Origin of the sequence: Falsiroseomonas oleicola, assembly GCF_019029495.1 — a bacterium.
In the GTDB taxonomy this organism is placed as follows: domain Bacteria; phylum Pseudomonadota; class Alphaproteobacteria; order Acetobacterales; family Acetobacteraceae; genus Falsiroseomonas; species Falsiroseomonas oleicola.
Window position 1 is genome coordinate 19,834 of record NZ_JAERQM010000003.1, and the last position, 20,096, is coordinate 39,929.

At 68.3% G+C, this 20,096-nt stretch carries 17 protein-coding genes; 11 read left to right on the top strand and 6 right to left on the bottom strand.

All coding sequences use genetic code 11. The features are described from left to right. Window positions 1-11: 11 nt before the first annotated feature. Window positions 12-1,730, bottom strand: a complete 1,719-nt coding sequence (locus JJQ90_RS10950; protein ID WP_216875314.1) for an N-acyl-D-amino-acid deacylase family protein — start codon at window positions 1,728-1,730, stop codon at window positions 12-14. Window positions 1,731-1,839: 109 nt separating this feature from the next. On the opposite strand from JJQ90_RS10950, the gene JJQ90_RS10955 reads away from it, so the two are divergent. From JJQ90_RS10955 to JJQ90_RS10995, 9 genes are read left to right on the top strand one after another with little or no spacing between them, the layout of a single operon-like run. Beyond that, window positions 1,840-3,423: an ABC transporter substrate-binding protein gene (locus JJQ90_RS10955; RefSeq protein ID WP_216875317.1), complete on the top strand. Its 1,584-nt coding sequence runs from the start codon at window positions 1,840-1,842 to the stop codon at window positions 3,421-3,423. Then, the gene (locus tag JJQ90_RS10960; protein ID WP_216875318.1) at window positions 3,423-4,433 is read left to right on the top strand and encodes an ABC transporter permease; all 1,011 of its coding nucleotides are present in this window, start codon (window positions 3,423-3,425) and stop codon (window positions 4,431-4,433) included. The genes JJQ90_RS10955 and JJQ90_RS10960 overlap by 1 nt, the downstream gene beginning before the upstream one ends. Further along, entirely contained in the window at window positions 4,430-5,305 is an 876-nt protein-coding gene (locus JJQ90_RS10965; protein ID WP_216875319.1) for an ABC transporter permease, read from the top strand. The genes JJQ90_RS10960 and JJQ90_RS10965 overlap by 4 nt, the downstream gene beginning before the upstream one ends. Continuing rightward, the gene (locus JJQ90_RS10970) at window positions 5,302-6,273 is read left to right on the top strand and encodes an ABC transporter ATP-binding protein (protein WP_216875320.1); all 972 of its coding nucleotides are present in this window, start codon (window positions 5,302-5,304) and stop codon (window positions 6,271-6,273) included. The genes JJQ90_RS10965 and JJQ90_RS10970 overlap by 4 nt, the downstream gene beginning before the upstream one ends. Beyond that, window positions 6,270-7,259 (top strand): ABC transporter ATP-binding protein, encoded by a 990-nt coding sequence (locus tag JJQ90_RS10975; protein ID WP_216875321.1) that lies wholly within the window; start codon window positions 6,270-6,272, stop codon window positions 7,257-7,259. The genes JJQ90_RS10970 and JJQ90_RS10975 overlap by 4 nt, the downstream gene beginning before the upstream one ends. Further along, a complete protein-coding gene (locus tag JJQ90_RS10980; RefSeq protein WP_216875323.1) occupies window positions 7,252-7,980 on the top strand; it encodes a class II aldolase/adducin family protein in 729 nt (242 codons plus the stop codon). The genes JJQ90_RS10975 and JJQ90_RS10980 overlap by 8 nt, the downstream gene beginning before the upstream one ends. A gap of 24 nt (window positions 7,981-8,004) precedes the next feature. Beyond that, complete coding sequence (locus JJQ90_RS10985) at window positions 8,005-9,093, top strand: putative 2-aminoethylphosphonate ABC transporter substrate-binding protein (protein ID WP_329959427.1); 1,089 nt, start codon at window positions 8,005-8,007, stop codon at window positions 9,091-9,093. Further along, the gene (locus JJQ90_RS10990; protein ID WP_230410588.1) at window positions 9,093-10,199 is read left to right on the top strand and encodes an ATP-binding cassette domain-containing protein; all 1,107 of its coding nucleotides are present in this window, start codon (window positions 9,093-9,095) and stop codon (window positions 10,197-10,199) included. The genes JJQ90_RS10985 and JJQ90_RS10990 overlap by 1 nt, the downstream gene beginning before the upstream one ends. Then, a complete protein-coding gene (locus tag JJQ90_RS10995) occupies window positions 10,192-11,892 on the top strand; it encodes a putative 2-aminoethylphosphonate ABC transporter permease subunit (RefSeq protein WP_216875326.1) in 1,701 nt (566 codons plus the stop codon). The genes JJQ90_RS10990 and JJQ90_RS10995 overlap by 8 nt, the downstream gene beginning before the upstream one ends. Before the next feature lie 3 nt (window positions 11,893-11,895). Here JJQ90_RS10995 and JJQ90_RS11000 read toward each other — a convergent pair whose 3' ends face one another. Genes JJQ90_RS11000 through JJQ90_RS11010 form a run of 3 tightly spaced genes read right to left on the bottom strand, consistent with a single transcriptional unit; the run spans window position 11,896 to window position 15,607 of the window. Further along, window positions 11,896-12,900 (bottom strand): aldo/keto reductase, encoded by a 1,005-nt coding sequence (locus JJQ90_RS11000; RefSeq protein WP_216875328.1) that lies wholly within the window; start codon window positions 12,898-12,900, stop codon window positions 11,896-11,898. Between the two features lie 12 nt (window positions 12,901-12,912). Beyond that, a complete protein-coding gene (locus JJQ90_RS11005) occupies window positions 12,913-14,214 on the bottom strand; it encodes an NtaA/DmoA family FMN-dependent monooxygenase (protein ID WP_216875330.1) in 1,302 nt (433 codons plus the stop codon). 10 nt (window positions 14,215-14,224) lie between these two features. Next, complete coding sequence (locus JJQ90_RS11010; protein ID WP_216875332.1) at window positions 14,225-15,607, bottom strand: amidohydrolase family protein; 1,383 nt, start codon at window positions 15,605-15,607, stop codon at window positions 14,225-14,227. A 94-nt stretch (window positions 15,608-15,701) separates the two neighbouring features. Between JJQ90_RS11010 and JJQ90_RS11015 the strand changes: the two genes are divergently transcribed. Both JJQ90_RS11015 and atzD read left to right on the top strand, forming a co-directional pair. Beyond that, window positions 15,702-17,267 (top strand): ABC transporter substrate-binding protein, encoded by a 1,566-nt coding sequence (locus JJQ90_RS11015; RefSeq protein ID WP_216875334.1) that lies wholly within the window; start codon window positions 15,702-15,704, stop codon window positions 17,265-17,267. Window position 17,268: 1 nt separating this feature from the next. After that, window positions 17,269-18,375, top strand: coding sequence for a cyanuric acid amidohydrolase (atzD, locus tag JJQ90_RS11020; protein ID WP_216875337.1), 1,107 nt, complete (start codon window positions 17,269-17,271; stop codon window positions 18,373-18,375). Here atzD and JJQ90_RS11025 read toward each other — a convergent pair. Both JJQ90_RS11025 and JJQ90_RS11030 read right to left on the bottom strand, forming a co-directional pair. Then, the gene (locus tag JJQ90_RS11025) at window positions 18,372-19,127 is read right to left on the bottom strand and encodes an ABC transporter permease (RefSeq protein ID WP_216875339.1); all 756 of its coding nucleotides are present in this window, start codon (window positions 19,125-19,127) and stop codon (window positions 18,372-18,374) included. The two genes, atzD and JJQ90_RS11025, sit on opposite strands and share 4 nt — an antisense overlap. Further along, window positions 19,127-20,086 (bottom strand): ABC transporter substrate-binding protein, encoded by a 960-nt coding sequence (locus JJQ90_RS11030; protein ID WP_216875342.1) that lies wholly within the window; start codon window positions 20,084-20,086, stop codon window positions 19,127-19,129. Before JJQ90_RS11030 ends, JJQ90_RS11025 begins: the two co-directional genes overlap by 1 nt. Between the last annotated feature and the right edge of the window lie 10 nt (window positions 20,087-20,096).

Consider the following 20,096-nt stretch of genomic DNA (forward strand, 5'->3'; position numbering starts at 1 on the left):
GGCCATTCGGACTACCGGGTCGCGCGCACCAGTTGTCCCGGGCGCGCGCCCGTCTCCTGCCCCCGCTCCATGATCGGCTGGCCCGACACGATCGTCATGTCGTAGCCCTCCACCCGCTGCACCAGGCGGCGGCCGCCGGCCGGCAGGTCGTAGATCATTTCCGGATGGTGCAGGCGCAGCGCGTCGAAATCGATGACGTTCACATCGGCCTTCTTGCCGACCTGAAGCCGCCCGCGATCCGTCATGCCGAAGAAATCCGCCGTCTCGCTGGTCTGCCGCTTCACCGCGAATTCCAGGGAGACGCGATCGCCGCGCGCCCGGTCGCGCACCCAATGCGTCAGCATGAAGCTGGGCATGGAGGCGTCGCAAATCACGCCGCAATGCGCGCCGCCATCGGACAGGCCGTTCACCGTATGCGGGTGCACCATCATGTCGCGCACGACGGAAAGGTCGCCGCCGACATAGTTCACCACCGGGAAATACAGCATCCGCCCGCCATCATCGGCGGTCAGGTAGTCGTAGCAGAAGGCGGCGGGGTCCTGCCCGGCCTTGGCGGCCAGCGCCGCGATGGAACGCTCCGGCGGCGGCTCGTAATCCGGCGGATCGCCAAGGGCGAACATATTGTCCCAGCGCGTCGCGATCTGTCGGGACAGCGGCGGCACCACATGCAGCAGCCGCTCCGAGGCCTCCTCGGCCAGAATCTTGGCCCGGATTGCCGGCTCCCGCAGCTTTGCCAACTGCTCCTTCGGCGGCAGCGCGGCCAGTTCATGAAAGCCTTCGCGCAGGGCGAAGGGGTTCAGGGACGTCGTCAGGCCCAAAATCAGCCCGACCGGACGGCAAGCCACCTGGGCGGACAGCGGCAGGCCATCGGCGCGCGCCGCATTCACATTGCTCATCAGCCGGCGCCAGCGCTGCGGGTCGTAGTTGCGGTCCGTCAGCAGGAACCAGACCGGGCGGCCGGAAATCGTCGAAAGCTCACGCATCCAGCGGAAATCCGCCGCCTCATCCTCGAAGTCGGACAGCATGCCGAAGGTGCCGCGGCCGGCGCGGCCCATGGCGCGGCCGATCGCCAGCAACTCCTTCTCCTCGGCATAGCGGCCGGGCACCAGGTCGCCGGTCGGCGTCTTGTGCTGGTCGGTGCGGGAGGTGGTGAAGCCGAAGGCGCCGGCGCGGAGCGCATGCTCCGTCAGCGTCGCCATCTCCTCCATGTCCTCGGCCTTGGCGGCCTCCCGGTTCAGGCCGCGCTCGCCCATCACATAGACCCGCAGCGGGTGGTGGGCGATCTGGGCGCCGATATCGATGGTGCGCGGCATGGAGCCGAGCACGTCGAGATATTCGGGAAAACTCTCCCAGTTCCACTTCAGCCCTTCGGTCAGGGTGATGCCGGGGATGTCCTCCACCCCTTCCATCAGGTCGATCAGCGCCTTGTGGTCGCGCTTGCGGACGGGCGCGAAGCCGACGCCGCAATTGCCGAACAGCACCGTGGTGGCGCCATGCCAGACGCTGGGGGCGAGCACCGGGTCCCAGGTGGCCTGGCCATCGTAATGCGTATGCACATCGACCCAGCCCGGCGTGACGAGGCGACCCTCGGCCGGCACGTCGCGCTTCGCCGGGCCGGCCTTGCCGCCCACCTGGGTGATGCGGTCGCCATCGATGGCGACGTCCCCGGTGAAGGCGGGCTGTCCGGTGCCGTCCACGATGGTACCGCCGCGAATGACCAGGTCGTGCATGGGGAGCCCCTCTGCCTGATGCGCCCCTGGAAGGGCACTTGCATCCCAGGCTTGAAATCTTTGTCGAGTGCGGTGTCAATGCGCGCGGGGCGAATGAGGGACCAAATTGATGACCATCGAACGGCGCGACCTTCTGCTCGGCACCGCGGCGCTCGCCGCCGGCACCACGCTCGGCGCCCCGGCGGTGCTGGCCCAGCGCGGCGGCCGCACCCTGCTGCTGGCCGCCCCCGGCGCGCCGGAGGGGTTCGAGGGCGATGCGCTGCGCCCCGGCACCCAGGAAGTCGTGGTGCAATGCTATGAGGGCCTGACCCGCTACGGCCGCACCACCCGCGACGGCCGGCCCTACCTCAACCCCGATGTCATCGAGGGCCATCTGGCGGAAAGCTGGACCAGCTCGGAGGACGGCAAGAGCTGGGTGTTCAAGCTGCGCCAGGGCGTGAAAAGCGCCTATGGCAACGAGCTGACGGCGGCGGATGTGGAATGGAGCTGGGCCAAGTCCTTCGCCCAGCGTCGCACCGGCAATTTCATCGCCAATGTCGCCAATGTCACGGCGGTGAAGGCGACATCCCGCTACGAGGTGGAGTACACGCTCTCCGCCCCCAGCCTGATCCTGCTCTCCGCCCTGACGCTGTATGTGCCGGGCATATACGACAGCACGGAGGTGAAGAAGCACGTCACCGCCGAGGACCCCTGGGGCCTGAAGTGGATGGAGACCCATACCGCAGGCTTCGGCGCCTATCACCTGGACAGCCTGCGTTCCGGCGAACAGGCCGTCTTCGTGGCCAATCCGAACTACTTCCGCGAGGAGCCGCATTTCAACCGGGTGATCTTCCGCGCCGTGCCATCCGCCGCGTCGCGCATCACCCTGCTGCGCAGCGGCCAGGTGCATTGGATCCACCGGCCGCTGCTGCAGCAGGTGGCGGAACTGCGCGCCGACCGGCGGGTGAAGACGCAGGACAGCTTCGGCCGCACCATCTCCTCCATCCGCATGAACCTGCGCTTCGCGCCCTTCGACAACAAGCTGGTGCGGCAGGCGCTGAACTACGCGGTGGACAAGCAGGCGCTGATCCAGGGCGTGTATTTCGGCCTCGCCGAGCAGGCACGCTCCATCATCCCGCCCATCGTCGCCGGCTACGACCCCAGCGCCTTCAACTACGACTACAATCCGGATCGGGCGAAGGCACTTCTGGCACAGGCGAATTTCGACTTCAGCCAGGAGATCGAGATTCTCTACAGCCAGATCTTCAACTGGGAGGAGGCGCTGTCCATCCAGGTGGCCTCCCAGCTCCAGGCCATCGGTGTGAAGGCGCGGGCGGTGCGGATCAGCGACAGCGACATGCGCGCGCGCGGCGCCCCGGCGCGGCAGGACATGCCGATGTTCGCCTTCGAGGACGGGCCGATCGTGCTCGACCCGGTCTACACCACCTTCCTGCTGGCGCATTCCCGCGGCGTGTCCAACCGCGCCCGCTTCGCCGATCCGCGCATGGATGCGCTGATCGACGAGGCGCGGCAGAGCCTGGACGTGCCACGGCGCAACGAGCTGATGCGCCAGGCCCAGGCTCTGTGGATGGAGGAGGCACCCTGGATCGCCACCGTCTATCCCAGCGTATGGGAGGCGATGGCGCCCAATATCTCCGGCTGGTGCCCGCATCCGGACGACCACGAGCGCTGGTACGATCTGAAGGTGGGCTGATGGCCGGGCTGCTCGCACGACGAATCATCCTCGTCGTGCCGTTGTTGGCGGTGATCCTGCTGTTCACCTTCCTGCTGGTGCGGATCAGCGGCGGCGATCCCGTGGGCCTGCTCGCCGGCCCCACCGCGACGACGGAGGAAATCGCGCTGGTCCGCGCCTCCCTCGCCCTGGACCAGCCGATCTGGGTGCAGTTCGGCGTCTATATGGGCAAGGTGCTGCAGGGGGACCTGGGCAACAGCTGGCTCAGCAACCGCCCGGTGCTGGCCGAGATCCTCGACCGCGCGCCGGCGACGATCGAGCTGATGTTCTGGGGCGTGCTGATCGGCGCCGGCATCGGCATTCCCGCCGGGCTGCGCGCCGCCTTCCGCCCCGATGGCAGCTTCGACCAGACGACGCGCTTCCTGTCGCTGCTGGGCTTTTCCGTGCCGACCTACTGGCTCGGCCTCATCATGCTGTTCGTCTTCTTCTACCTGCTCGGCTGGGCACCGCCGGGGATGGGGCGCATCGACCTGTTCCTCACGCCGCCGGACCGCATCACCGGCAGCTACCTGATCGACGGGCTGTTGGCTGCGGACTGGGAAGCGGCGGGGTCGGCCTTCAGCCAATTGGTGCTGCCGGTGCTCTGCGTGGCGATCATTTCCGCGGCGCCGATCATCAAGCAGACGCGGGCCATCGCGCTGGAGGTGCTGGCCTCCGACTACATCCGCTACGCCCGCGCGCAGGGCCTGCCGCATGGGCAGATCCGCGCCATGGCGCTGCGCAACAGCATGACGCCGGTGGTGACCTTCATCGGCACGGAAATCACCGGGCTGGTGGGCACCACCTCCCTCATCGAATACGTCTTCGCCTGGGGCGGCCTCGGGCAATATGGGCTGTCGGCCATCATCGCCGGGGATTTCGCGGTGGTGCAGGGCTATGTGCTGGTGCTGGCGCTGTTCTCCGTGCTGGTTTTCCTCGCCGTCGATGTCTTCGTGATGCTGACCGAGCCGCGTGCGGGGGCCACGCCATGAGCGCGACTTTGGCCCCGGCGCCGCGCTGGGCGCGCCGCCTCGCTGGCATCACCCGGCGCAGCCCCACGCTTGCCATAGGCGCGGCGATCCTGTTCGGCTTCGCGCTGATGGCCCTGCTGGCGCCCTGGATCGCGCCCTTCGACCCGGTGCAGGCGGATGCGCGCAATGTGCTGGCGGCGCCGGGTGGGGCGCATCCCTTCGGCACCGACGGCAATGGGATGGATGTGCTCTCCCGCGTCATCGCCGGCGCGGGCTGGGCTTTTGGTATTGCCATCCCCGCCGTGCTGGTCGGGCTGGTGGTGGGTGTGCCGCTCGGTTTGTACACCGGCTATCGGGGTGGCTGGCCGGATGAGATCATGATGCGCGGCTTCGACGCGCTGCGGGTTTTTCCTTCGATCATCCTGGCACTCGCCGTGGTCGCCGCTGCGGGGCCGTCGCTGCTGAACGTGGTTCTGGTCATCGGCTTCCTGGACAGCCCCGTCTTTGCCCGGGTCGTGCGGGCGGAGGTGATCGCGCTGCGGGGTTCCACCTTCGTTGAATCGGCGGTCTCCGCCGGCAATCCGACCTGGCGCATTCTGTTCGTCCACATCCTGCCCAATGCCATCCAGGGCGCCATGGCGCAGACCGCGGTGCGGGCGGCCTGGGCGGTGCGGATTTCCGCGACGCTGGCCTTCCTCGGCGTCGGCATCCAGCCGCCGACGCCGGAATGGGGTGCGATGATCCGCCAGGGCGCCGAATACCTCGTCACCGGCCAATGGTGGGTCGGCATTTTCCCGGGCGTCGCGCTGATCCTGATGGTGCTGGGGCTGAACATGCTGGGCGACGGGATGCAGGACATGCTCGACCCGCGCCGGAAGGCGGCCACACGGTGACACTGCTTTCGGTCGAAGACCTGCACACCCACTTCATCTCGCGTGACCTGGACAACCAGATCCGCACCGCACGCGCACTGAACGGCGTGTCCTTCTCGCTCGATGCCGGGCGCATCCTGGGGCTGGTGGGGGAAACCGGCGCCGGCAAATCGCTGACCGCCACCTCCATCATGGGCCTGCTGCGCCCACCCGCCCGAGTCGTCGGCGGCCGCGCGCTGTTCGAGGGGCGCGACCTGCTGGCCATGCCGGAGGCCGAGATCAACGCGTTGCGCGGCCGCGACATGGCGCTGGTGGTGCAAAGCCCGAAATCCTCGCTGGACCCGCTCAGCCGCATCGGCGACCAGCTCATCCGCATCCATCGCGCGCATCGCAAGGCCAGTGAGCGGCAGGCGCGGGAAAGGGCGGTGCAGATGCTGGCCTCGCTCGGCATTCCGGACCCGTCGCGGCGCATGCAGGCCTGGCCGCATGAACTCTCGGGCGGCATGGCGCAGCGCGTGCTGATCGCGCTGGCCCTGATGAACGAGCCTCGCCTGCTGATCGCGGATGAGCCGACGACCGGGCTGGATGTGACGGTGCAGGCGCAGATCCTGGACCTGCTGCGGGACCTGGTGCGGCGCACCGGCATCGGCGCCATCATCATCACCCATGACCTGGGCGTGGTGGCGCATTACTGCGACGAGATGGCGGTGATGTATGCCGGCACCATCGTGGAAAGCGGCCCGGTGCGGCAGGTTTTTGCCCATCCCGCCCACCCCTATACCGCGAACCTGATCGGCGCGACGCCGGAACGCCTGAAGCTCGGCGGTGCGCGCACGGTCGGCGGGCCGCCCCCGAACCTGTTCCGCCTGCCGGAGGGTTGCGCCTATCGCGACCGCTGCCCACAGGCGGGTGCCGATTGCGCCACCTCGCCGCCGGATGTGGCGCTGGGCGCGGGCCACATCGCGCGCTGCCACCGGGTGGCGGCATGACGCCGGTGCTTGAGGTCGAAGGGCTGGAGAAGCGCTTCCCGGCGCAGGGCGGTCGCACCGTCCATGCCGTCAACGGCGTCTCCTTCACCATCAATGCCGGCGAGACGCTCGGCGTCGTGGGCGAAAGCGGCTCCGGCAAGTCCACCATCGGCCGCGCCGTCATCCGGCTGCTGAAGCCCGATGGCGGCCAGGTGCGTTTCCAGGGGCGGGACATCACCCGCCTGCCCGAATCCGCCTGCCGCCCGCTGCGGTCCGAGATGCAGATGGTGTTTCAGGACCCCTGGAGCGCGCTGAACCCGCGCATCCGCATCGGCGATCTGATCGCCGAACCCCTGCTGCTGCACACAAAGCTGCCGCGCGGCGAGCGCCAGGACCGGGCGGAACATCTGGCGCGCCGCGTGCGGCTGACAACGGAACTGCTGACGCGCTACCCCTCCGAACTCTCGGGCGGCCAGTTGCAGCGCGTCTGCATCGCACGCGCCATCGCGACCAATCCGAAGCTGATCGTGCTGGACGAGCCGACCAGCTCGCTGGATCTGTCCGTGCGCGCCGGAATCCTGGAATTGCTGGCGGAGCTGAAGGCGGAAACCGGGGCGGCGATGATGTTCATCAGCCACGACCTGGGCACGGTGAAGCTGATTTCGGACCGCATCATGGTTCTGTATCTCGGCGGCGTCGTGGAATACGCGCCCGCCGCCCAGGTCTTTGCCGAGCCGGCGCATCCCTATTCGCAGGCGTTGATGTCCGCGCATCTGCCGGCGGACCCCATGGCGGTGCTGCGCCGGCATGTGCTGGAGGGGGAGGTCCCCTCCCCCATCAACCTGCCCCCCGGCTGCCATTTTGCGAGTCGCTGCCCGGTCGCGGTGCCGGATTGCCGACGGCATGCGCCGGAGCTGCGCCCCGTTCATGGCGACACCGCGCACCAGGCCGCCTGCCTGCGCATCGCCGAAGGCGCCAACCGCATTCCTGAGTTGCAGCATGGATGAGCTGAAGCGCGAGCTGCTCGCCGCCTATCACATCCTCGATGTGCATGGTCAGAATGCCGGGATCGCCGGCCATCTGACGGCGCGGGCGCCCGGTGGCGACAGCTTCTGGTGCCATGGCTATGGCCAGGGGTTCGAGGAGGTGCGCGCCGCCGACCTCCACAATGCCGACATGGCGCTGCGCGTCCTTTCCGGCCCCGGCCGCATCAACCCGTCGCTCGTCATCCATACCGGCCTCTATGCCGCGCGGCCGGATGTGAACTGCGTCATCCACACCCACAGCCCGCATGCGGTGATGCTGACCGCCACCGGCCAGAACCTGCTGCCGCTGTTCCAGAGCGCGCTGATGTTCCAGGGCGACTGCACGCTGCACGCCGAATATGGCGGCATCGTCGATACCGAGGAGACCGGCGTGGAGATGGCCCAGGCGCTCGGCCCGCGCCGCGCTCTGCTGCTGGCCAATCACGGCGCGCTGCTGGTCGGCCGCAACATCCGGGAGGCTGTCCACTGCGCCATCATGCTGGACGAGGCCTGCCGCATCCAGCTCGGCGCCATGGCCGCCGCCTGCGGCCGCCCGCTGCAACAGGTGGATGACGCGACGGCGGCGGCGGAGGCCAAGCGCTTCCTGCTCTCCGACAAGGTGCTGGCGCTGCGCTGGAACCACTATCTGCGCCGCACCCTGACCGCCCGGCCCTGGCTGGCGGAGGAACTGGCGCAACTCTAGCCGCAAGCGCCATGAAACCGTCACGTGACGGCCCGTTCCGGCTGCGCCATCAAGCCGCGCGGAACGCCCGGAGCCGCCACCATGTACCGCCGCACCCTGACCGCCACCGCCGTCGCGCTGGCCTGCACCCTGCTGCCGCCCGCCGCCGAGGCGCAGCAGCGCACCCGCCTGACCGTCTACACGGCGCTGGAGAATGAGCAGCTCGCCCCCTTCAAGCGCGCCGCCGAGGCCGCGGTACCCTCCATCGAGATCGCCTGGGTGCGCGATTCCACCGGCATCATGACCGCCCGCCTGATCGCCGAGCGCGAGAATCCGCGCGCCGACATGGTCTGGGGCCTCTCGGTGTTCTCGCTGCTCCAGATGGAAGCGCAGAACATGCTGGAGCCCTATACGCCGCAGGGCGCCGAGGCGCTGCGGCCGAACTTCCGCTCCGACCGCAGCCCGATGACCTGGACCGGCATGGATGCCTTCGTCTCGGCCATCTGCTTCAACACGGTGGTGGCGCAGCAGCGCAACCTGCCGCGGCCCAGCACCTGGGCCGACCTGCTGAACCCGGTCTATCGCGGCCATGTCGTCATGCCGAACCCGGCCTCCTCCGGCACCGGCTTCCTCAGCGTCGCCGGCTGGCTCGGCGCCCAGGGCAATGACGCGGCCTGGACCTACATGACCGGGCTGCACCAGAACATCCAGGTCTACACGCACAGCGGCAGCGCCCCCTGCAACAACGCCGCGCGCGGCGAATACGGCCTGGGCATCTCCTTCGACATGCGCGCCGTGACCCTGCGCAACCAGGGCGCGCCGATCGAGATCATCGTGCCGACCGACGGTGTCGGCTTCGATCTGGAGGCGACCGCCATCCTGCGTGGCAGCCGCAACATGGAAGCGGCGAAGCGCCTGGCCGACTTCGCCGTCAGCCGCCCGGCGATGGAGCTCTATGGCCGCTACTACGCGCTGGTCGCCCTGCCCGGCGTGCAGCCCAGCGTGCAGAACTACCCGGCCGAGTTCGAGCAGCGCCTGGTCGAGCAGAATTTCCGCGATGTGGCGCTGCGCCGCGACGCGATCCTACGCGAATGGGCCAGCCGCTTCGACAGCAAGTCGGCGCCGCGCAACTGATGAGTGCGGAACTGGCCGTGGCGTCGGCCGCGGCCGCCGCGGTTGCAGCGCCGCCCTATCTGGTGGTGGAACAGGTGTCGAAGCATTTCGGCACCACCATCGCGCTGGAACGCGCCAGCCTGACGGTGGCGGCGGGGGAATTCGTCTGCTTCCTCGGCCCCTCCGGCTGCGGCAAGACCACGCTGCTGCGCGCCATCGCCGGGCTTGATCCCGCGACCAGCGGGCGCATTCTGCAGGACGGGCGGGACATCACCTTCCTGCCGCCGGCGGCGCGGGATTTCGGGATTGTCTTCCAATCCTACGCACTGTTTCCGAACCTCAGCGTGAACGAGAATGTCGGCTACGGCCTGCGCGGCCGCGCCTGGCCCACGGCGCGCCGCACGCACCGCGTGGCCGAACTGCTGAGCCTGGTCGGCCTTTCGGAACACGCAAAAAAATATCCGGCGCAGCTTTCAGGTGGCCAGCAGCAGCGCGTGGCGCTCGCCCGTGCCCTGGCCGCGGAACCCGGCCTGCTGCTGCTGGATGAGCCGCTCTCGGCCCTCGATGCCCAGGTCCGGCTGCATCTGCGGCAGGAATTGCGCGCGCTGCAACGCCGGCTCGGCGTGACCACTGTGATGGTGACGCATGACCAGGAGGAGGCGATGGGCGTCTCCGACCGCATCGTCGTCATGTCCCGCGGCCATATCGAGCAGATCGGCACGCCGGAGACCATCTATCGCCACCCGGCCAGCGCCTTCGTCGCCGGCTTCGTCGGCCATGCCAGCCATTTCGATGCGGTGGTGGATGCCTCCCCCGGCACGCTGCTGGCGGATGGGATCACACTGCCCTGCCTCGGCGCGCGGAAGATGCTGTACGGCACACCGGTGCAGGCGTTCATCCGGCCGGAGGATGTGGCGCTCGGCCCCAGCGCCACAGCGCTGGAGGGGCATTTCGCCGCGCGCGTGATGCACCAGGAGTTCCTGGGGCCCGTCTGCCGCGTGACGCTGCAGGTCGGCCGCCTGCAACTGGAGGCGGATGTGAACCCCAGCGTGGCACCTGCCATCGGCGAGGTGCTGCTGGCCGCCCTGCCGGCTGAACGGCTGATGGTCTTCCCGCGACATGTCTGACGCGGTCCTGCCGGCGCGCGCCCCATCCCCGGTGGTGGTGCCGCTGGAGGCACGGTTGCTGCGCTTCGGGCTGCTGCTGGCGCTGGCCGTGCTGGTGGCGGGGCTGGTGCTGCCGCTCGGCACGCTGCTGCTGCGCGCCTTCCAGGACCCGGAGGGCAGCTTCGTCGGCCTGCGCAACTTCGCCGAATACGCCACCACGCCGAGCCTGCGCCTGGCCGCCTGGAACAGCCTCTGGACCGCCGCGCTGACCACGCTGCTGGTGGTGCCGCTGGCCTTTGGCTTCGCCTATGCCCTGACGCGTGCCTGCATCCCCGCCAAGGGCTTCTTCCGCGCGGTGATGCTGCTGCCGGTGCTGGCGCCGTCGCTGCTGCCGGCACTCGCGCTGATCTATCTGTTCGGCAATCAGGGCATGCTGCGCGAACTGCTGTTCGGCAACAGCATCTATGGTCCCATCGGCATCATCGTGGCGCAGGTCTTCTACTGCTTCCCGCACGCAGCGCTGATCCTGGTGGTGGCGCTGTCCACGTCGGATGCGCGGCTGTATGAGGCGGCGACGGTGCTGCGCGCCGGCCACCTCCGCATCTTCGGCACGGTGACGCTGCCGATGGCGCGTTATGGGTTGGTCTCCGCCAGCGTCGTCGTCTTCACGCTGGTGGTCACGGATTTCGGCATTCCGAAGGTGATCGGCGGGCAGTTCCCGGTGCTGGCGACGGATGTCTACAAGCAGGTCGTCGGGCTGCAGAATTTCAACATGGGCGCGGTGGTCGGGCTGGTGCTGCTGCTGCCGGCCCTGCTCGCCTTCGCCGCGGATCGCTGGGCCAACCGGCAGCGCAGCGGCCTGCTGTCGGGCCGCGCCGTGCCCTATGTGCCCCGGCCGCGCCGGGCGCGCGACCTGCCGCTGCTGGCGCTGTGCCTGCTGGTGGCGGTGGCGCTGGTCGGATTGGTGGCGGTGGCGGTCTGGGGGTCGCTGGTCACCTTCTGGCCCTACAACCTCAACCTGACGCTGCAGAACTACGATTTCGACCGTTTCGACACCTCCGGCTGGGCGGCACTTTGGAATTCCGTGCGCATCGCCGCCACGGCCGCGATCGTCGGCACCGCGCTGATCTTCGGCACCGCCTGGCTGCTGGAACGTGGCGCGCCGGGCGGGGCCTTGGCGAGCGCCGTGCGCTTCATCGCCGGGGTGCCGCTGGCCGTGCCCGGGCTGGTGCTCGGCCTCGCCTTCATCCTGTTCTTCAACCACCCGGCCAATCCGCTCGGCTTTCTGTACGGCACCCTGGCGATCCTGGTGCTGAACGGCGTGGTGCATTTCTACACCGTGATGCACCTGACGGCGGTCACGGCGATCCGCCAGCTCGATCCGGAATTCGAATCGGTCGGCGCCTCGCTGAAGGTGCCGGCCGTGGTGACCTTCGGGCGGGTGACGGTGCCGATCTGCCTGCCGGCGATCCTCGACATCGCCGTCTATGCCTTCGTCAATGTCATGACCACGGTCTCCGCCGTGATCTTCCTCTACGGCCCGGACACCAAGCCGGCCTCCGTCGCCGTGGTGCACATGGATGAGGCCGGGCAGTCCAGCGCCGCGGCCGCGATGGCGGTGACCATTCTGGCCATCACGGCCTCGGTCAAGCTTGCGCAGATCGCGACGACCGGCGCGGTGAACCGGCTGACGCAGGGCTGGCGGGCGCGGTAGGCCTCAGCGCGGAATGCGGCCTTCCAGCGGATAGGCCGGATCGTTGTAGCCGGGCGTCGAGGGATGGCCGGCCGCGACCAGCCCATCGACCAGCGCCTCATCCTCCGTCGTGAAACGATAGTCCAACGCGCCGACATAATCCGCCCAATGCGCCTCCGTCCGCGGGCCGACGATGGCGCCGGTGACCAGCCTGTTGTTCAGCAGCCAGGCCAGCGCGAACTGGCCCGGCGAGATGCCGCGCTCCGCCGCGGCCGCCGCCATCTCCGCCGCGATACGCAGGCTTTCCGGGCGCCACTCCGTCTCCATCATACGCTTGTCCTGGCGCGCGGCGCGCGTGCCCTCGGGCGGTGCCGCATCCAGCCTGTACTTGCCGGTCAGCACGCCACGCGCCAGCGGCGAATAGGGAAACACGCCAAGGCCGAGATGCGCGCAGGCGGGCAGATGCTCCACCTCCACCATCCGGTTCAGCGCATTGTACAGCGGCTGGCTGACCACCGGCCGGTCGATACCTGCCAGGTCACACAGCCGGCAGATCTCCGCCACGCGCCAGGCGCGGTGGTTCGACACGCCGAAATAGCGGATCTTCCCGGCACGGATCAGGTCCGCCATGGCGTGCACAGCCTCCGCCAGCGGCGTGCCGTGATCCTCCTTGTGCCAGTAGAGGATATCGATGCAGTCGGCGCCCAGCCGCTTCAGAGAGGCATCCACGGCCAGCATGATGTGCAGCCGCGATAGCCCGCCGCCATTCGGCCCCGGCATCACCGGATTGGCGAGCTTCGTCGCCAGCACCCACCAGGCGCGATCCGCGGCGATGGCGCGGCCCACCACCTCCTCCGACGCGCCGCCGTTATAGGCGTCGGCCGTGTCGATGAAGTTGATTCCCTGGCCGCGCGCCGTGTCGATGATTCGGCGGCTGGTCGGCTCATCCGTCGCACCGCCAAACATCATGGCGCCGAGGCACAGCGGCGAGACGCGCAGGCCACTGCGGCCCAGATTGCGGTACTTCATCGATCGTGTTCCTCACCCGGGATTGTGCAGATTCTCCCGCAAGGTAGACCCGGCATAGGCTGTGCGGAACAGGCCACGGCGTTGCAGCTCCGGCACCACCATGGTGCCGAATTCCTCGAAGCTCGTGGGCCAGGTGGTGGGCGGCAGGATGAAGCCGTCGCAGGCGCCTGACCTGAACCAATCCTCGATGATATCGGCGATCATGCTGGGCGTGCCGGCGGTCAGGTCGCGTGGGCGGCGCACCGCCTCGGCAAAGCTGATGCCCTTGGCCTTGGCCACCTGCATCATGCGGTCGCGATGGCCCTGCACACCCTGGTTGCCGCCCTGGCCCTCGATCGCCTCCGGCGTCTCCAGCAGGCTGAGATCGGCGGCAACGGCCCAGGAACTGGCGGCGAGCACCAACTCCGGATCGGCGAGGGAGGCGTAGAGCTCCGCCTTCTCTTTCGCGATCGACTCCGTCTCCCCGATCACAAGTTGCAGCGTGGGCAACACGGCGCATTCATCGGGGTTGCGACCGATCGCTTCCATGCGCGCACGGATATCGCTGCGATAGGCGACGGCGGCGGATTTGGTCGCCGGGGAGCAGAAGATCATCTCCGCCCATCGCGCCGCGAAGGTTCGCCCGCGTTCGGAAGACCCGGCCTGCATGATGACGGGCCGCCCCTGCGGGCTGCGCGGAATGGAAAGCGGACCGCGGGAGGAGACGTGTTGGCCGACATAATTCGCATAGCGGATCTTCGTCGCATCGGCGAAGACACCGCTGGCCTTGTCGAGAACCAGCGCATCCTCGTCCCAGCCATCCCAGAGCGCGAAACAGGCTTCGAGAATCTCATCCGCGCGATCGTAGCGCGTGTCCTTCGGCGGCAACGATTCCGGCCCGCAATTCTGCGCCTCGAATTCCCGCGCCGTGGTCACGACATTCCAGGCCACGCGCCCCTTGCTGAGCAGATCCAGCGAGCCCAGCGCGCGCGCCAGGTTGTAGGGATTGTGGAAGGTGGTGGAGAGCGTGGCGCCGAGGCCGAGATGCTTTGTCACCCGCGCCATCAGCGGCAGCACCACCATCGGGTCCAGCATGCTGGTCTGCCCGCCGCGCCCGGCATAATCGGCAAAGTGGTTCTTGTAGTTGTCCGGCAGGCCGAGGCCATCGGCGAAGAAGCAGGCGTCGAAACAGGCGGCTTCCAGAACGCGGGCGATGTGCTCGTAGCGGGAGGGTTCGAACAGGTCGTGCAGCGTCGCCGTCGGGTGGCGCCAGCTTCCCGGGTAGCTGGCACTCGGCCCGGTCTTCATATAGGCGACAAGATGCATCTTCTTCATGGTCGCGGCCTCACACATCCAGCCAGTTGAGCTTGCGCGGCGGCGGCAGGTCCGGATTGTTCGCCAGCATCCGCGCCCAGACCGCCTTGGTCACCGCCTGCGCTTCCTCCAGCAGCGCCTGTTCATCCGTCACCAGCACCTTGCCGTCCCGCAGAACGAACTCGCCATCCACCATCACGGATTCGACGGTGCCCGGATGCCCGTAATGAACGATATTGCCGATCAGGTTCGTCACCGGCCGCAGCGCCGGCGTGTTCAGGTTGAGGAAGGTGAGGTCGGCCTTCTTGCCGATTTCCAGGCTGCCGATGTCGTCCAGCCGACCGATGCTGCGTGCACCGTTGCGGTTGCAACTGTCAAAAATGTCCTCCGGCTGCGGATCGGTGCCCTGCTGGTTCTCCGCACCACGATGCACGATCAGGCCGATCTTCATGGCGTGGAACATGTCCTCCGTCATGTTGTCGGTGCCGAAGCAGATGTTGATGCCCGCGCGGCGGATGGATTTCGCCAGCACCGGATGCGGGCCGCGGCGCGACCCGTTGGCCGGGCAATGCACCATCTGCATGCCACGCTCGCCCAGAAGGGCGATGTCGCGCTCCGTCAGATAGGTCCAATGCGCGCCGACCACATCGGGCTCCGCCCAGCCATGGCGCGCCAGATACTCCGCCGGGGTGCAATCGTACTTCTCCCGGATCACGCGGATCTCCTCCACCGACTGCGCCAGGTGGATGGTGCGCGGCATGTTGTGCTGGCGCGCGAGTTCCGTCAGCTTCTCCAGGTATTCGGGCGTGCAATTGTCCGTCGCATGCGCCGCGATCTGGATCTGCAGGCGGCCGTCATGCGTGTTGTGGAAGCGTTCGATGCCCGCCCGCGTGCGTTCGAGAAAGCCCTCGCCGAAGGCCGGATCCTTCGACCAGTCGCCATGGCGGATCTTCAGCGTGTTCACATCGGCACAATTCTCGCTGAGCACCAGGCGCACGCGCAGGGATGCCATCGCGTCGGCATAGTCCGGCACGTGGCGGAAGGGATCGACGAAGGTGGTGGTGCCGGAACGGATGCCCTCGACGATGCCCAGCATGCCCATCACGGCCCGCTCATGCGGCGTCATCGTGTAGGACACCGGCGACATGTAGCCGTAGACGGCGTTGCCGGACCAATCCTCCACCGTGGCCCGCAGCACCGTCAGGATCGTATGCGTATGCGCATTGACGAAGCCCGGCAGCACCGCCTTGCCGCGGCCGGCCATGCGGGGCAGCTCCGGATGCGCGGCTTCCAGCTGGGCGGTCGGCCCGATATCGGCAATCCGGTCCCCGCGGATCGCGATCGCCGCCCGCTCATGAATCGTGCGGTCTGCATCCTGGGTGACGATGACTGCATCGGTGACGAGCAAATCCATCGGTAACTTTCCTCCCGGGCGCATGACAAGGTGGTTGCAGCCGCATTGTACGGACAATACGATGCGCGTCACGAGCATGTCCGGGGAGACATCCATGCGCAAGACCCTGCTGGCCGCAACCTTTCTGGCATTGGGTGCCACAGGCGTGATGGCGCAGACGCTGACGATCGGTGTCGGCGGCGCCTTCACCTCGATGGATCCGCACTACCACACGCTGACTCCGAACAATGCGCTGAACAAGCACGTCTTCGAGCGGCTGGTCGGCACGGATGAGGATTTCCGCCTGCGCCCCGGCCTGGCGGAATCCTGGACCTCGGTCAGCCCGACCGTCTGGGAATTCAAGCTGCGCCAGGGCGTCACCTTCCATGACGGCTCGCCCTTCACGGCGGAGGACATCGTCTCCACCTTCGCGCGCGTGCCGAATGTGCGGAACAGCCCCGGCAGCTTCACCATCTACACCCGCCAGGTGCAGCGGCTGGAGGTGGTGGATGCGCATACGATCCGCATGCACACCGCCGCCCCGAACCCGCTGCTGCCGAACCTGATGAGCGGCATTTCCATCATCAGCCGGCAATTCGGCACGGATATCGATACGGCCGATTTCAACAACGGCCGCGCCGCGCTGGGCACCGGCCCCTATCGCCTTGTTACCTACACCCCGGGCAGCGAGGCCGTGATGGAGCGCAACGCCAATTGGTGGGGTCCGGCGCAGCCCTGGGCACGGGTGAATTACCGCATCATCGCCAATGATGCGTCCCGCATCGCCGCGCTGCGCGCGGGCGACGTGCAGGCGATCGATGCCGTTTCCACGCGCGACGTGGACATGCTGAAGAACGACCAGAACATCCGCATCGCCAGCCGCCCCGCGCTGCGCAACATCTACCTCTATCTCGATCACCAGCGCGACGACTCGCCCGGCGTCTCCGGCCCGAATGGAGAGAAGCTGGAACGCAGCCCGCTGCGCGACAACCGCGTGCGGGAAGCGCTGTCCATCGCCATCAACCGCGACGCCATCGTCAGCCGGGTGATGGGCGGCCATGCATCGGCCTCCGGCCAATTCCTGGCGGAAGGCGTCATGGGGCATGACCCCACACTGAAGCCCGCCGCCTTCAACCCGGCCCGCGCGCAGCAATTGCTGCGGGATGCCGGCTTCCCCAATGGTTTCCGCGTGATGCTGGCGGGTCCGAACAACCGCTACGTGAATGACGAACAGATCATCCAGGCGGTGGCGCAGATGTGGGCGCGCATCGGCGTGCGGGCGGATGTGCAGGCCATGCCGTCCAACGTCTATTTCAGCCGTTCCGCCCGCAACGAATTCCCCATCGGCCTCTCCGGCTGGGGCACCGGCACCGGCGAGCCGGACAGCCCGATGGCGGCGCTGATCGCGACGCAGAACCGGGAACGCGGACGTGGCATCTCCAACCGCTCCATGTATTCCAGCGCGGAGTTCGACCGCATCCTGGAACAGGCGCTGACCACCATCGACACGCCGCAGCGGGAGGAGCTGTATCGCCAGGCGACCCGCATCGCCATGCGCGACCATGCCATCATCCCTCTGCATCACCAGGTGAACATCTGGGCGTCCCGCCGAAACGTCGAGGTCATTGCACGCAACGACGAGGAAACCTACGCCATGTCGATGCGCCCCGCCGGCAACTGAGATGACGCGCCGCGCCACGGTCCATCTGGTCGCCGCCCGCCACCCGGGCGATGCGGCCGCGGTGGCGGCGCTGCTGGACAGCGGCGCGGTGAAGGCCAACCGGATCGTCGCCATTCTCGGCAAGACCGAGGGCAATGGCTGCGTCAACGACTTCACCCGCGCCTATGCCGTTGAGGCGCTGTGCCACATGCTGGCGCCGCGCCTCGGCCTGGGCGCGGCACAGGTGGCGGAACGTGTCGCCATGGTGATGTCGGGCGGCACCGAAGGTGGTCTTTCGCCACATTTCCTGGTCTTCGCCGTGGATGAGGCGGCAGCACCGACCCCGGGCGGCGCGCTGGCTCTTGGCACCGCCTTCACCGCCGATTTCCAGGCGGAAGAACTCGGCCGCATGGCCCAACTACGGGCCACGGCCCGCGCGGTGCGGGAGGCCATGGCGCAGGCCGGCATCGGCGACGTCGCCGATGTGCATTATGTCCAGGTCAAATGCCCGCTGCTGACCATGGAGCGGATCACCGCCGCCCGTCGCCGCGGCGCGACCGTGGCGACGGAGGACACCTACCATTCCATGGGCCTGTCCCGCGGCGCATCCGCCCTTGGCGTCGCATTGGCGCTGGGCGAGGTGACGGAGGAGGCGCTGTCGGATGCCGTGATCGGTGCCGACTGGTCCCTGTTCTCGGCGCGCGCGAGCTGTTCCGCCGGCGTGGAGCTGCTGCGCAATGAGGTGGTGGTGATGGGCAATTCCACCGCATGGGGCGGAGAGCTGCGCATCGCCCATGCGGTGATGCCCGACGCCATCGCCTTGCCCGCCGTGCACCAGGCGCTTCGCGGCGCCGGGCTGGATCCCGGTGGCGGGCAGATCGGCGCGGCGGATGCCGCGCGGCTTGTCGCGGTGCTGGCGAAGGCGGAGCCTTCCTCCACCGGCCTGATTCGTGGCCGCCGCCACATCATGTGGGACGACAGCGACATCAACGCCACGCGCCACGCCCGCGCTCTGGTCGGCGGCGTCATCGCCGCTGCCGTGGGCCGCACCGACATCTTCGTCTCGGGCGGCGCGGAACATCAGGGTCCGGATGGCGGTGGTCCCATCGCGGTGATTGCCAGGGTTTAGCGCCCCATCGCGAACCACCAATGGATCGCGCGCTTCTCCAGGGTGACAAAAGCCCGGTTCAACGCATAGCCAAGTGCCGCCAGCAGAAGCACCGTCGCATACATCTCCGGCGCGCGGCCGGCGAATTGCATGACGACGAGGTAGTTGCCGACGCCCTGCTCGCCCGCGATCATCTCCGCCACCACCGTGACCACCAGCGCCAGGCCCAGCGCCACGCGCAGCCCGGCCAGGACATAGGGCAGGCAGGCGGGCAGCACGATGAAGGCGGCGCGGCGCCAGGGGCCGATGCCGAAGGTGCGGCCCATGGCGATGGCCTCCACCTCCACCGCGCGCACGCCCTGCATCGTATTGGTCAGCACCGGGAAGAAGACGGTTAGCGCCACCACGGTGATCTTCATCGGATCATCGAGGCCGAGGAACAGCACCAGCGGCGGAATCACCGCCGGCACCGGGATCGGCCGCAGCGCTTCCACCACCACGCCGAACAGCCGCGCCGTGACAGGCACCAGCGCGAAGGCCAGCCCGACCACGACGCCCGCCAGCCCCCCGGCCAGCAGGCCGGAGAACATGCGCCAGAGCGAACCGCCGACGCGCAGCGGCAATTCGCCCGTGATGCTGTCGCGGATCAGCGCGGCCACCACCTCCGTCACCGGCGGCCAGTTCGGACTGTCCACCCAGCCCAGTCGCGCGGAGGCTTCCCACAGCGCGAAAAGGCCGAGCACCAGCCAGGTGCCGGAGGTGATGCGCCGCATCAGACCCGCGCGGTGCGGTGGATCAGCCCGGCGCTGGCCGGATAGGTGCCGGTCAGACCGTAGCGCTGCATCGTCGCGACCAGCTCATCCAGCTCCGCCGGCGTGACGCCCTTCGGATAGGCGGGCAGCGCCGTCTTCTGCAGACGCGCGAGTGGCACGCGGGAGAAGTTGGCGATCAGCTCCAGCAGGGCCGGCTGGCCGGCGCGTTCATTCACCCAGTCCACGCCCTTGTGCAGCGCGCGACCGAAGCGGTCGAACAGATCGGCATTCGCGGCGAGGTCCTCGGCCATCGCGACATACTGGGCATTGGTGCCGCCCGGCGCCGTCTCGCTGATCGGCCAGCCGATCCGCTCCAGCTTGTCGCCGTGGGTTTCGAGCGCCGCGGCGACGAAGGGTTCGGAGAAGATGGCGGCATCGACGCGGCCGCCGGCCAGCGCATCGGCCATCTGCGGGAAGGGCACTTCCACCGTGCTGACGCGGCGCCAGTCACCGCCGGTCTTCTCCACCCAGGCCATGCCGCGCAGCCAGACGATGTTGTTGCGGGTGTTGGAGGCCATGCGCTTGCCCTCCAGGTCGCGGCCCGTGGTGATGCCGCTGCCCTTGCGCACCAGCAGCGCCAGGATATCCGGCGGTGCGTCCTTGCCCTTGCTGGCGCCGGAGACGAAGCGGAAGGGCAGGCCCTCGCGCACGCCGAGCATGATGGAGACGACGTTGGAGAAGACCACGCGGAACTGCCCGGCGACGAGCCCCGGCAGGCCTGTGGCGCCGCCCGCGGTGGTGGAGGTGTCGATCTCGATCCCCTCCGCCGCAAAGTAGCCTTCGCGGATGGCCGCATGCAGCGGTGCCACGTCCAGCACCGGGATCACGCTGACCCGCATCTTGGTGAGGGACTGCGCGCGCAGCGACGGCGCCGCCAGTGCGGCGGGAATGGCAAGGGTGGCACGGCGGGTGATGTTCACGGAAACCTCC

Excerpts from the sequence above, each read along its gene's own strand:
- JJQ90_RS10960 (WP_216875318.1), top strand. The coding sequence starts at position 3,423 with ATGGCCGGGCTGCTCGCACGACGAATCATCCTCGTCGTGCCGTTGTTG.
- JJQ90_RS11015 (WP_216875334.1), top strand. The coding sequence starts at position 15,702 with ATGCGCAAGACCCTGCTGGCCGCAACCTTTCTGGCATTGGGTGCCACA.
- JJQ90_RS11000 (WP_216875328.1), bottom strand. The coding sequence starts at position 12,900 with ATGAAGTACCGCAATCTGGGCCGCAGTGGCCTGCGCGTCTCGCCGCTG.
- JJQ90_RS10995 (WP_216875326.1), top strand. The coding sequence starts at position 10,192 with ATGTCTGACGCGGTCCTGCCGGCGCGCGCCCCATCCCCGGTGGTGGTG.
- JJQ90_RS10950 (WP_216875314.1), bottom strand. The coding sequence starts at position 1,730 with ATGCACGACCTGGTCATTCGCGGCGGTACCATCGTGGACGGCACCGGA.
- JJQ90_RS10990 (WP_230410588.1), top strand. The coding sequence starts at position 9,093 with ATGAGTGCGGAACTGGCCGTGGCGTCGGCCGCGGCCGCCGCGGTTGCA.
- JJQ90_RS11005 (WP_216875330.1), bottom strand. The coding sequence starts at position 14,214 with ATGAAGAAGATGCATCTTGTCGCCTATATGAAGACCGGGCCGAGTGCC.
- atzD (WP_216875337.1), top strand. The coding sequence starts at position 17,269 with ATGACGCGCCGCGCCACGGTCCATCTGGTCGCCGCCCGCCACCCGGGC.
- JJQ90_RS10955 (WP_216875317.1), top strand. The coding sequence starts at position 1,840 with ATGACCATCGAACGGCGCGACCTTCTGCTCGGCACCGCGGCGCTCGCC.
- JJQ90_RS10975 (WP_216875321.1), top strand. The coding sequence starts at position 6,270 with ATGACGCCGGTGCTTGAGGTCGAAGGGCTGGAGAAGCGCTTCCCGGCG.
- JJQ90_RS10965 (WP_216875319.1), top strand. The coding sequence starts at position 4,430 with ATGAGCGCGACTTTGGCCCCGGCGCCGCGCTGGGCGCGCCGCCTCGCT.
- JJQ90_RS10980 (WP_216875323.1), top strand. The coding sequence starts at position 7,252 with ATGGATGAGCTGAAGCGCGAGCTGCTCGCCGCCTATCACATCCTCGAT.
- JJQ90_RS11025 (WP_216875339.1), bottom strand. The coding sequence starts at position 19,127 with ATGCGGCGCATCACCTCCGGCACCTGGCTGGTGCTCGGCCTTTTCGCG.
- JJQ90_RS11010 (WP_216875332.1), bottom strand. The coding sequence starts at position 15,607 with ATGGATTTGCTCGTCACCGATGCAGTCATCGTCACCCAGGATGCAGAC.